Source organism: Rhodococcus sp. RCBS9 (assembly GCF_029457415.1).
Lineage (GTDB): Bacteria > Actinomycetota > Actinomycetes > Mycobacteriales > Mycobacteriaceae > Rhodococcus_F > Rhodococcus_F qingshengii.
In genome coordinates this window covers 2,831,882-2,843,263 of the sequence record NZ_CP120422.1, presented here as the reverse complement: position 1 = coordinate 2,843,263, position 11,382 = coordinate 2,831,882, and the positions used below count along the sequence as shown (strand labels likewise).

Annotated in this window: 11 protein-coding genes; 6 read left to right on the top strand and 5 right to left on the bottom strand. The window is 62.9% G+C overall.

Annotation, left to right across the window (positions count from 1 at the left end; all coding sequences use genetic code 11):
* Nucleotide 1 precedes the first annotated feature (1 nt).
* The gene (locus P0M12_RS13395) at nt 2-1,102 is read right to left on the bottom strand and encodes a DegT/DnrJ/EryC1/StrS family aminotransferase (protein WP_042950324.1); all 1,101 of its coding nucleotides are present in this window, start codon (nt 1,100-1,102) and stop codon (nt 2-4) included.
* A 110-nt stretch (nt 1,103-1,212) separates the two neighbouring features.
* On the opposite strand from P0M12_RS13395, the gene P0M12_RS13390 reads away from it, so the two are divergent.
* The gene (locus P0M12_RS13390) at nt 1,213-1,929 is read left to right on the top strand and encodes a DapH/DapD/GlmU-related protein (protein ID WP_058038038.1); all 717 of its coding nucleotides are present in this window, start codon (nt 1,213-1,215) and stop codon (nt 1,927-1,929) included.
* A gap of 58 nt (nt 1,930-1,987) precedes the next feature.
* Nucleotides 1,988-3,007 carry a lysylphosphatidylglycerol synthase transmembrane domain-containing protein gene (locus P0M12_RS13385; protein ID WP_256520253.1) on the top strand — a complete coding sequence of 340 codons (1,020 nt, stop codon included), beginning with the start codon at nt 1,988-1,990 and terminating at the stop codon, nt 3,005-3,007.
* Between the two features lie 7 nt (nt 3,008-3,014).
* On the opposite strand, the gene rfbB is transcribed toward P0M12_RS13385, so the two are convergent.
* Nucleotides 3,015-4,016 carry a dTDP-glucose 4,6-dehydratase gene (gene rfbB, locus P0M12_RS13380; protein ID WP_073513410.1) on the bottom strand — a complete coding sequence of 334 codons (1,002 nt, stop codon included), beginning with the start codon at nt 4,014-4,016 and terminating at the stop codon, nt 3,015-3,017.
* A 96-nt stretch (nt 4,017-4,112) separates the two neighbouring features.
* Here rfbB and rfbA point away from each other — a divergent pair, with 96 nt between their 5' ends.
* The 4 genes from rfbA to P0M12_RS13360 are packed head-to-tail and all read left to right on the top strand — an operon-like array spanning nt 4,113 to nt 7,633.
* The gene (gene rfbA, locus P0M12_RS13375) at nt 4,113-4,988 is read left to right on the top strand and encodes a glucose-1-phosphate thymidylyltransferase RfbA (RefSeq protein WP_003943968.1); all 876 of its coding nucleotides are present in this window, start codon (nt 4,113-4,115) and stop codon (nt 4,986-4,988) included.
* A 1-nt stretch (nt 4,989) separates the two neighbouring features.
* Nucleotides 4,990-5,595, top strand: coding sequence for a dTDP-4-dehydrorhamnose 3,5-epimerase (gene rfbC / locus P0M12_RS13370; RefSeq protein WP_042921219.1), 606 nt, complete (start codon nt 4,990-4,992; stop codon nt 5,593-5,595).
* Between the two features lie 51 nt (nt 5,596-5,646).
* Nucleotides 5,647-6,738 carry a trypsin-like peptidase domain-containing protein gene (locus P0M12_RS13365; RefSeq protein WP_003943984.1) on the top strand — a complete coding sequence of 364 codons (1,092 nt, stop codon included), beginning with the start codon at nt 5,647-5,649 and terminating at the stop codon, nt 6,736-6,738.
* A 34-nt stretch (nt 6,739-6,772) separates the two neighbouring features.
* Entirely contained in the window at nt 6,773-7,633 is an 861-nt protein-coding gene (locus P0M12_RS13360) for a hypothetical protein (protein ID WP_256520252.1), read from the top strand.
* On the opposite strand, the gene P0M12_RS13355 is transcribed toward P0M12_RS13360, so the two are convergent.
* Genes P0M12_RS13355 through P0M12_RS13345 form a run of 3 tightly spaced genes read right to left on the bottom strand, consistent with a single transcriptional unit; the run spans nt 7,622 to nt 11,333 of the window.
* The gene (locus tag P0M12_RS13355) at nt 7,622-9,169 is read right to left on the bottom strand and encodes an AMP-binding protein (RefSeq protein ID WP_058038043.1); all 1,548 of its coding nucleotides are present in this window, start codon (nt 9,167-9,169) and stop codon (nt 7,622-7,624) included. The two genes, P0M12_RS13360 and P0M12_RS13355, sit on opposite strands and share 12 nt — an antisense overlap.
* Nucleotides 9,166-10,404: a thiolase family protein gene (locus P0M12_RS13350; protein ID WP_030535807.1), complete on the bottom strand. Its 1,239-nt coding sequence runs from the start codon at nt 10,402-10,404 to the stop codon at nt 9,166-9,168. Before P0M12_RS13350 ends, P0M12_RS13355 begins: the two co-directional genes overlap by 4 nt.
* Nucleotides 10,401-11,333, bottom strand: a complete 933-nt coding sequence (locus P0M12_RS13345; RefSeq protein ID WP_030535808.1) for a fumarylacetoacetate hydrolase family protein — start codon at nt 11,331-11,333, stop codon at nt 10,401-10,403. Before P0M12_RS13345 ends, P0M12_RS13350 begins: the two co-directional genes overlap by 4 nt.
* Between the last annotated feature and the right edge of the window lie 49 nt (nt 11,334-11,382).

Below are 11,382 nucleotides of genomic sequence, written 5' to 3'. Positions count from 1 at the left end.
TTCAGGCCTCCATGGCGCCGCGAACCGCGGCAACGATCTGATCGACGTCGCCGGCGGACAACGCAGCGTGGACGGGGATGCTCAGGCACCGCGACGCGACCGAAGTGGCCACCGGCGTCTCGTCGATGACGACGCGCGGATGTTCGCGGTAGCACTCGTAGTCGTAGACGGCCTTCGGGTAATAGATGCCGCTACCGATGTCCTTCGCGGCCAGACGCTCACTCAACTGGTCGCGAGTGATCGGTGCGTCTTCGGCCAGCAGCAAGGTGAACTGATGCCAGACATGTCCACGACCGGACAGTTCGCTCGGCAGGATCAGTCCTTCGACGTCCTTCAGGCCGACACGCAAGGCCTCCGCATTCCGGCGGCGCGCCTCGACCTGCTGCATGTACGTCGCCATCTGGGGCAGAGCCAAGCTCGCCTGGAGGTCAGTCATCCGGTAGTTCTGGCCGACCATCTCGTACTGGTAGCGCGCCCGCATGCCCTGGTTGCGCAGGACCCGAAGTCGATCGGCGATCGCGTCGTCGTCGGTCGTGATCATTCCGCCCTCGGCGGTCGTGAGGTTCTTCGTTGCATAGAACGAGAAGCAACCCACACCGAAACTGCCGGCGCCTCGCCCGTCGTACGTCGCTCCGTGGGCCTGAGCTGCGTCCTCGACGACAGTCAGACCGTTTTTCGATGCCAGCGGCATCAATGCGCCCATGTCCGCCGACTGTCCGTACAGATGAACCGGCATCAGCACCTTCGTGCGGTCACCGATTCGATCGGCAGCGACTGCCGGGTCGATGTTGAAATCGGACTCGGAGATATCGGCGAACCGCGCCGTCGCGCCTGCCTCGAGAATCGCATTGAGCGTGGCCACGAACGTGAACGGCGTGGTCAAAACCTCGTCACCTGGCTGAAGATCCTGGACCTGGAGAGCCGCGATCAACGCCGTAGTGCCGTTGTTCACCGCCACCGCGTGTCGCGTGCCCACCAGCGCCGCGAACTCGTCCTCGAGCCGCTTCACCTTGGGTCCCTGCGCGACGATTCCCGATCGCAGAGTGTCCAGCACCTCGCGCTCGACTTCTTCCCCGAACGAGATACTGGATATCGCGATCACTGAGTTACCTCCGATAGATTCATCCGACCGTCGTCGGAACGAAATACCCCGACAACCCAGGAAGCGTATCGAAACACGATTCGATACTTCGAGAGGATTCCGGAACCTGCATGTCTGAACGAGCCGACTGCCACATCCATCCGACCGCCGTGATCGGCGCCGACGTACTGATCGGGGCGGGAGTCACGATCGGACCGAACGCGGTACTCACGGGCCCACTCGAGATCGGCGACGACTGCTGGATCGGCTCGGGAGCGGTCTTGGGAGCTCCCCCCGAGATCCTCGGCGCGTTACATCCGACGTCCTGGTCCGTCAGCGCCGGTCTGGGAATTCGAATCGGTGCTCGAACGACGATTCGCGAATTGAGCACAGTCCATCAGGGAAGCGAACGCCGCACCGAAATCGGCGAAGACTGCTTCGTGATGAACAGAGTGGGAATCGAGCACGACGTGCAGATCGGTGACCGCTGCGTCGTGTCCTCCGGTACGACGCTTGCCGGGCACGTCAGCGTCGGAGACGGCGTCAACCTGGGCATGCACACTGTCGCGCACCAACGACGCGTCGTCGGCTCCGGATCCATGATCGGCATGGGAACCGTCGTGGTCAAGGACGTCCCGCCCTTCTCCAAGGCCTTCGGCAACCCGGTGTCGTTGCACGGTGTCAACCGGGTCGGAATGAGTCGGTCGGGAATCGCGGAGGAGGACATCGCCGCGATCGAAGCCGTGTACGCCGCGGGAAGCTTCGGCACGTCACCGGCCATTCCGGACTCGCTGTCGGAGGCCTTCACCTGGTGGCGGGAACGCGCCGACAAACCGCTCGTGGTTTAGCGAGACAAATCCTGGTTGGTATCGTCTGCGAAATGACGAACGGGCGGGATGCAGGCGCGTGAGTACCTCTCCCGAATCTGAACAACCGGTCGAAGACGTCGAACCGGCCGCAGAGCCGAACGCTCTACGCGGCCTTCTCGTCAACGGATTCAAGGTCCTCGTCACCCTCGCGATCGTCGTCGCGATCATCTTCGCGGTGAAGTCCCAATGGTCCGAGGTCAAGAACACGATCATCGAGCTGAACTGGTGGACGCTTGCCGCCTCGTCGGTGTTCATCTTCCTCGGTATGGGTGCCGCAGTGCGGGCCTGGCAACACGCACTCGGCGCCCTCGAACAACCGATTCCGGCCTTCGACGCCGCTCGCGCTTATCTGGTCGGCCAACTCGGCAAGTACCTTCCCGGCAGTGTCTGGGCCTTCGTTCTGCAAACGGAACTCGTGAGGCGCGCCGGTGTGTCCCGTGCCGCAGGCTTTGTCGCAGTGCTGGTCACGGTGGGGTTGAGCACAACTTCGGCGCTGGTCGTCGGCCTCTTCGGTCTACCTGCCCTGTTCGAGGTCAGCACGGCGGCAGCGGTCGGCGTGATCATCCTCGTACCGATCGCATTGGTCTGCGCCTACCCGCCGGTGCTCACACGCCTGGTGAACCTCGCGCTGAAACTGCTCCGCCGCACGCCGCTGCACAAGCCGCTCACGATGCACAAGATTGCGCTCGCGTTGGGCTGGTGCGCAGCAAGCTGGGTGCTCTACGGCATCCAGTTGTGGCTGCTCGCGTCCAGTTCGGCCGGCTTCGAAATCCGTGGGCTCGTCCAGTGCATCGGCGCTCTCGCCCTCGGTATGTGCGCGGGGGTCCTCGTCTTTGTCGTCCCGTCCGGAATCGGTGTCCGCGAAGCCGTCATCGTCGCAGCGCTTTCACCGTTCATGGATGCCGGCGTCGCGCTCGGCCTCGCACTGGCGTCGAGGCTGCTGTTCACCCTCTGTGAGGTCTTTGCCGGCGTCGTGGCTGCACTGTCGGGATCACGAGGCCTGCGCAATGCACTCGTGCACGAGCGCTCGCGGGTGCCGGACCCCACCAAAGCCTGACGTTCGGTCAGACCACTTTCTCGGACGCGGAATACTGCGTCTCGACGCCGGCCTTCTGCGGACGCCACCACTGCTCGTTGTCGCGATACCACTCGACGGTGGCTTCCAGTCCGCTTCTAAAATCGCGGTACTGCGGCTTCCACCCGAGCTCCTGCTGCAGTCGCGTCGAATCGATCGCATACCGCAGATCGTGACCAGGGCGGTCGGTGACGAAGTCGAAATCGTCCGGCTTGCGTCCGAAAATTTCGAGCAGAGCCGCAATCACCGTCCGGTTGTCGGTTTCACCGTCGGCGCCGATCAGATAAGTCTCGCCGAACTTTCCGCGGTCCAGAATGTCCCAGACGGCGCGGTTGTGGTCCTCGACGTGAATCCAGTCGCGGACGTTGCGGCCTTCCCCGTACAACCGTGGACGCACTCCGTCGAGCAGATTGGTGATCTGGCGTGGGATGAACTTCTCCACATGCTGGTACGGGCCGTAATTGTTGGAGCAGTTCGAGATGGTCGCCGCGATCCCGAACGAGCGCACCCAGGCGCGCACGAACAGATCACTCGACGCCTTGGACGCGGAGTACGGGCTCGACGGGTTGTACGGTGTCGTCTCCGTGAACTTCGCCGGATCATCCAGTTCGAGGTCGCCGTACACCTCGTCGGTCGAAATGTGGTGATAACGGACCCCGTGCGAACGCACAGCCTGCAGGAGCGAGAAGGTTCCCATGACGTTGGTGCGCAAAAACGGTTCGGGGTCGGCGAGGGAATTGTCGTTGTGGCTTTCGGCCGCGAAGTGCACGACTGCGTCGGAGCGCGAGACAAGATCGTCGACCAGCGGCTCGTCGGCCACGTCGCCGTGGACAAACGTGATCCGGTCCTCGACGGACGCCAGGGACTGGCGATTTCCGGCGTAGGTCAGAGCGTCGAGAACCGTGACTTCCACGTCGGGACGCGTCGCCACCGTCTGATGAACGAAATTGGCACCGATGAAGCCGGCACCCCCGGTGACCAGTAGTCGCACGTCATCTCCTCAGGCTCATCGGACGAACCCCACTTTAGCGGCCGGGCGTGTCATGTCCGTTTGCGTCGGCAGGCAGGAGTGCAGGACACTGCACGCATGCGCGGAATCATTCTGGCCGGTGGCACCGGGTCGCGGTTGCACCCGATCACCCTCGGAGTGAGCAAGCAACTCTTGCCTGTCTACGACAAGCCGATGATCTACTACCCGCTCTCCACTCTCATGCTCGCCGACATTCGCGACATCTTGATCATCACGACCCCACACGACGCCGAACAATTCCGCCGGGTTCTCGGCGACGGCTCACAATTCGGCGTCAACCTCACCTATGCAGTGCAACACGAACCGAACGGCCTCGCAACGGCATTCACCCTCGGCGCAGAGCACATCGGATCCGACTCCGTGGCGCTCGTCCTCGGCGACAACATCTTCTACGGCCCCGGCCTCGGAACCCAACTCAGGCGTTTCTCCGACATCGACGGCGGAGCCGTATTCGCTTACTGGGTCTCGAATCCGACCGCCTACGGCGTCGTCGAATTCGACGACTCGGGTCGCGCCGTGTCCATCGAGGAAAAGCCGACGTCGCCGAAATCCAATTACGCAGTCCCCGGCCTCTATTTCTACGACAGCGACGTCGTGGACATCGCACGCACTCTGAAGCCCTCTGCGCGTGGCGAATACGAAATCAGCGACATCAATCAGCACTATCTCGAAGCTGGCAAACTTTCTGTCGATGTCCTCCCCCGCGGAACCGCGTGGCTCGACACCGGCACACCCGATTCCCTGCTCGAGGCAGCGAACTACGTGCGGACCATCGAACACCGCCAAGGCCTCAAGATCGGTTCCCCTGAAGAGGTTGCGTGGCGTCAAGGATTCATCAGCTCCGACCAATTACGCACTCAGGCAGAAGCATTGGGAAAATCCGGGTACGGCAACTACCTACTCGAGCTGCTCGAGCACGGCAAGGAATGGTGACGTGGAAATCCGTCCACTGAAGATCGCCGGAGCTTGGGAAATTACACCGAAGCAGTTCGGCGACAACCGCGGTGTCTTTCTCGAATGGTTCAAAAGCTCCGCCTTCACCGCCGCGACCGGCCGCACTCTCGACCTCGCGCAGGCCAACTGCTCGGTTTCCGAAGCCGGTAGCCTCCGCGGGATCCACTTCACCGACAATCCGCCCGGACAGGCGAAGTACATCACCTGCGTGAAAGGTGCCTTCCTCGACGTTGTCGTAGACCTGCGCGTCGGATCACCGACCTTCGGCGAGTGGGATGCGGTGGTGATCGACGACGTCGATCGACGAGCGGTGTTCCTGGAGGAAGGCCTCGGCCACGCGATCCTTTCACTCGAAGACGGATCGACAGTGATGTACCTGTGCAGCATCGAATACTCGCCCCACCTGGACCGCGACCTCGATCCCTTCGATCCGGAACTCGCGATCGAATGGCCGAGAACAGACCGTAAGGGCAACCCTCTGACCTACGAGCTCTCCGCAAAGGACGCTGCCGCGCCGTCCCTGGCAACGCTCCGCGCGGACGGCATGTTGCCCGGTTTTGTGGCCGAAGATTCGCCGAATCGGTAATCTTCACCTTTCACGACTCGATGGCATGACACCGGCGGGACGGACGGCTGGATGACCAAACGTGCGAGCAGACGCGGCCTGTGGACGGCCGTCGTTCTCGCAGCCGGCCTCGGTGGTCTCGCGCTGGTCGCACCGCCCCTGACTCCGGGAACGATCGAGTCCGCACCGGTCACCGTCATCACGACCACCCCACCCGCGCCGGTTGTTCCACTCACGCCGGAGGAGCTCTCGGCCCGGGTGGTCCCCACCATCGTCACCATCACGGCGCCGGCCGGATTCACCACCACTGCTGGGACCGGGATCGTGCTCTCCCCTGACGGAGTGGTGCTCACGAATCACCACGTCATCAGCGGAGCTTCGGACGTCACTGCCGTCAGCATGTCCAACGGGCTGATCTACGACGCCGAGATCCTCGGGTACGACAGCGTCAGCGATCTTGCCGTCCTTCGACTCGCGGGCGCTGACGATCTGCCGGTGGCTGTGGTCGGCAAATCAGCAGAAGCCGCTCGCGGGGACTCCGTCACCGCAATCGGAAATGCGGAAGGCGGCGGAGTACCCGTCCCTGCTCCCGGCGTCATCACCAACCTCGGTGTCACCGTCAACACCCGCAACGTGTCCGACGGATCGCGAAACCAGTTGAAGGGCCTCATCGAGGTCGACGCGGACATCCGGCCTGGCGATTCCGGTGGCCCCCTGGTCAACGCCGTTGGCGAGCTGATCGGCGTCAGCAGCGCGGGCAACGCCGTCACCGACCGCACCGAAACCTCACCGGCGCCTCAGTCCTACGCGATACCGATCGACACCGCACTACCGATCGTCGAGCAGGTACTCGGTGGCCGCTCCTCCGAGACCGTGCGTGTGGGACCGACACCCGTACTCGGTGTCGCGGTGAAGGATCACGCGGACATGCCGGCCGGCGCCGAAGTTGTTGCCGTGAGCTTCGATTCGCCGGCCGAGCGGGTGGGGCTGACCAAAGGTGCGGTCATCACCGAGTTCGGTGGCAGCCGGATCGCGTCGTCCGCTGATCTCAACGCGGCGATGAGCTCGCGCCGCCCCGGCGACACCGTCGCGGTGACGTGGGTGGACGCAACCGGGCAACCCGGGACCGGTTCGCTGGTCCTCGACGAGGGGCCACCTCGCTAGTCTTAGAAGGCGCCAGCCGTGAAAGCATCGTGGCATGACCACGGTTCTCCTGCTCACCTGTGACGGCGCCGCCCGCGAGGCGGATGTCGAAAGCAAACTCGTCATGGAAGCTCTCACCTCCTACGGCATCGCGTCGACGATGGCGCCGTGGTCGAGCCCGTCCCTCCTCGATATCGACGCCGACCTGGTTCTGATCCGGTCGACCTGGGACTACACCCAGCGCCTCGACGAATTTCTCGCCGTTCTCGATCAGCTGACCGCTCCGATCGCCAATCCACTCTCGATCGTGAAGTGGAACGCACACAAGGGATACCTCACCGAACTTGCCGCGGCCGGCGTCCCCATCGTCCCCACCGCTGTGATCGCTGCCGGAAAGAGCGAAACACTCACCCTCCCTTCGTTCGAGGGTGCCGACGTCATCGTCAAGCCGGCAGTGTCCGCCGGCGCTGTCGGAGTGGGAAAGTTTGCCGCCGGGTCCGAGCAGGCCCACGCTCACCTCAGCTCGATCCTCGACGGCGGTAACGACGCGTTGGTCCAGCCATTCGTCTCGGACGTCGTCGACGGTGAGCGCTCGATCATCCACATCGGCGGACGCTACTCACACGCTGTCCGGAAGATCCCGGCCGCCCACGACTTCCGCGTGCAGGAATTTCACGGCGGAACCAACCACCTCCACGAACCGTCCGCCGCCGAACTCGCGGTGGCCGACGCAGCACTGGCCGCGACCCCATGCGGCCCCGGCGAATTGCTTTATGCGCGTGTGGACGTCGTGGGTCCGGTGGATCAGCCACTGCTCATGGAAGTGGAACTGATCGAGCCCGAACTCTTTCTGCCATTCGCCCCTGGATCTGCCGACGCCCTCGCACGGGCAGTTGTCGCGTCACTAGGTCGGTGACGCGCCACGGAGTGCCTTCTTGTCGATCTTCCCCAAAGCAGTGAGCGGCAGCGCTTCCAGAATCGAAATCTCCTTGGGCGCCCAGATCGGACCCTTGTGCGATCTCACGTGCGCGATGAGTTGATCGGGTGTGACCGACCATCCCGTCTTCAGTACGACTGCGGCGGTAACAGCTTCTCCCCATTGAGAATCGGGGACACCGAATACCGCACATGCTGCCACCGCGGGATGATGTCCGAGTGAGTCCTCGACTTCGCGCGGGTAGACGTTGAATCCACCACTGATGATCGTGTCTTTGATGCGGTCGACGATCGAGATGAGCCCACTTTCGTCGATTCGAGCAACGTCGCCGGTGTGCAACCACCCATTCGCGAGCGCTGCAGCGGTTTGTTCAGGTTTGTTCCAATAGCCGTCCATCACGAGCGGACCTCGCACACAAAGCTCGCCGGGTACGCCCGTCGCCGTCTCGTTTCCCTGCTCGTCAAGCAACACCACTTCGACACCTGGCATCGCGCGCCCACAACTCCCCAAAACTGCGGGATCGTCCGTGTGCTCACGTGTATCGAGTACCGTCAACGCATTCGGGGCTTCGGCCTGACCGTAATGCTGGCTCAGGATCGGCCCGAACACCGCCCCTGCCTGCTCGAGCCTGGTGGGGTCGATGGGTGCAGCACCGTAAAGCATCCAGTTCAGCCCAGACAGATTCGCATCCGACAGGCGTGGATGGTCGAGTAAGGCATAGAGCATCGTGGGAACCACGAATGTAGCTGTGACTCCGCCATTTTCGATGGCGTCGACAACTCTGTCCGGGTCGAACGACCTGTGCAACTCGAAGCTTGCACCTCGCAGCAGACCGGGTGCGACGAGCAGACCGGCAGCATGAGACATCGGCGTAGTGAGCAGCATGGTGGTTTCAGCCGGCCACTCCCACGTGGTGCAGGCCCAGGCATTGGCGACCAAGGATCGGTCCCTGAGCATGACGCCTTTCGGCTCACCGGTGGTTCCACCGGTGTAGAAGAGATACAAAGCTCGACCCTGACCGCCTAAGCCTGAACCTATTCCCGCCGTACCCAATTCACACGCTGATTCGAGGGCTGACAGTGACATCACTCGAGTCTGTGCCGCTTCGGCGCGTACCTGGAACTGTCCGTCGGCAACCAACAGGAGATCGGTACCACTGTCTTTCAGCACCATCCTGTCGTTCTCTTCGGTCGCGAGCGGATGGAGTGCCGTGTAGCGCACGCCCGCCAGACACGCCGCGGCCATGACCGTGAATGCTTCAGGACACGGCCCCGCAAGCAGGGCGACCCCGGCTCCGTCCGGCAGAGCGAAGCTACTGAGGACACCTGCAATCCGCTCGATCTGTTCCGCAGTCTGCCAATATGTCAGCTCGGCCCGATCACCGTTCCGATCCGTGAATCGAAACGCGATGTGGTCTGGTCGGCGTCGCAGCGCCGACAGAATCAGATCCGCATATCCCGCTTGCACCTGCAAGCCTGGCGCCATCGGTTCATCGTTCATGATGTCCGCGTTCATCGTGGCCCTCCCAAGATCGTGACCGCGGCGACGGCTTCCTCGATGCCGTAGAGACCTCCGCCGTTCTCTGCGACCGCGATTCGAGCACCCGGAACTTGTCGCCGCCCTGCTTGTCCACGCAACTGCGTGACAAGTTCGAAGACCTGCGCCAGTCCCGTTGCCGAGACCGGATGACCACGGGACTCGAGCCCACCTGACGGATTGACCGGACGCACGCCTCCCAACGAACTCGCACCGGACGCCGACCACGCGCCGCCCTCACCGATCGGGCAGAACCCCAGATTCTCGACCTGCTGCACTTCACCGAAGGCCGTGGCGTCGTGGACCTCTGCCACATCCACATCGCCTGGCCCGACTCCGGCTTCCTCGTATGCGCTCATTGCTGCACGGCGACCGATGTGACTCTCCACGTCATCTGCGGTCCGATCCGTGCCTGACACCAAGCTGCAACCGAGTACCTGCGCCGCCCGCCGAGAGGAATCGTGCCTTCGAGCAAAGTCCGCACTGGTCACAATGACCGCCGCTGCACCGTCACTGACGGGCGAGCACATCGGAACTGTCAGAGGCCACGCGACTCGCCTTGCGGCAAGCACCTCTTCGACGCTGAAGAGTTTGCGAAAGTGCGACCGCGGATTGTGCACGGAATGCGCATGATTTTTGGCTGCTACGGACGCGAGCTCGAACTCGGTGGTTCCGAATCTCTCCATGTGCGCCCGGGCAAGAGAAGCGTAGATCTCCATGAACACCGACCGCTCACCCTGCGATCCGAGTGCATCCGGCAGCGGAGCGGACAGCGAAGCAAGGCCCGCGAGCGTCTCGTCGCGATGCGCAACGTCGAGTGCACCGTCGAACACCTCCAGACTTCGAGCCGGATCCGAGCACACCAGCTTGTCCACCCCGACCGCCAACGCGACCTCGGACAGACCGGCGCGAACGTGGGCGATCGCCAGCCAGAGTGCAGTCGCGCCGCCGGCGCAGGCATTTTCGACATTGACGACCGGGACTCCCCCGAAACCGTATGGCCTCAAGGCAATCTGGCCTGGGATCATGTGCTGCCGGTCGATCGCCTTCTGGCTGACTGTCGCGTAGAAGACCGCACCGACGTCACCGCGGGTCAGGCCCGCGTCTTCGACGGCATCGATCGCCGCACGCCCCGCCAATTCCGAGGCCGCGGTATCCGCGTGCCGCCCGAAGAGAGTCGCGCCGACACCGAGAACCATGACTTCGCCGCTCACGCCACCACTCGATTCCTCAATACACCGAGGCCGGTGACCTCGAGTTCGACTACGTCTCCCGGTTCCAGGAACCGCCCGTGCTCCAAGCCGCATCCACTCGGCACGGTGCCGGAACAGAAGACTTCACCCGGGTACAGCCGCGTGGAAGTCGAAGCGAACGAAATCACGTCCTCGAAACGATGGTCCATGTCGGCGCTGGTTCCTCGGCTCACCTCGTCTCCGTTGATTCTCGCGGTCATCTCGAGTTGGTAGGGGTCACCGACTTCGTCGGCCGTCACGATCCAGGGCCCGAGGACATTCGCGTTCGAAAAGTCCTTGCTCTTACTGAGACCGAGTCCGGTGGAGATCTCCTCGAGCTGAGTATCGCGGGCGCTGAAATCGTTGAAGATGGTGTAACCGAAGATATGCGCAGGGGCATCCGCGCGTGAGATGTCGGTTCCACCGCGCCCCAGCACACAGGCGAATTCGAGTTCGTAATCGCGCAGGCTCGAGTACTCGGGCCACACGACGTCAGATTTGTGTCCGGTCACCGCCAATCGGTTCGCTATGTAATACAGCGGGCGCTCCAACTGGATCTTCGGCAGTTCGACGTCCTCGAGTGCGACCCCTTGAATTCGGGCGCGAGCGTTGCGGAAGTGATCCATGAAGCAGCCGAAGTCTCGGATCTGGACCGGCTGAGGAAGCGGCGACATCCAGCGCACATCACCTGCGTCGACGATTGCACTTGCCGGCGGCTCGTCTGCGAGCCGATCCAGGGTCTCCCGTGCCGCCGGACCACCTTCGATGATGGTTTGCATGGTTTCCAGTTCTGGAGCCGGTTTTCCCGTCACATCATGATGAGCTCGCTCGAGTAACAACAGTTGCTCGCCGCTGCCCGTCACCAGAGCCGTCTGCTGAGTCTTTTCGTATTCGACGGTCGCAAGTTTCACTGTGAGTCAATACCTTTCACTGAATTGTTCGTTAGGTGAGGCAGGAATT

Coding starts and splice junctions, on each gene's coding strand:
- P0M12_RS13390 (WP_058038038.1), top strand. CDS start 1,213: ATGTCTGAACGAGCCGACTGCCACATCCATCCGACCGCCGTGATCGGC.
- rfbA (WP_003943968.1), top strand. CDS start 4,113: ATGCGCGGAATCATTCTGGCCGGTGGCACCGGGTCGCGGTTGCACCCG.
- P0M12_RS13365 (WP_003943984.1), top strand. CDS start 5,647: ATGACCAAACGTGCGAGCAGACGCGGCCTGTGGACGGCCGTCGTTCTC.
- P0M12_RS13360 (WP_256520252.1), top strand. CDS start 6,773: ATGACCACGGTTCTCCTGCTCACCTGTGACGGCGCCGCCCGCGAGGCG.
- P0M12_RS13355 (WP_058038043.1), bottom strand. CDS start 9,169: ATGAACGCGGACATCATGAACGATGAACCGATGGCGCCAGGCTTGCAG.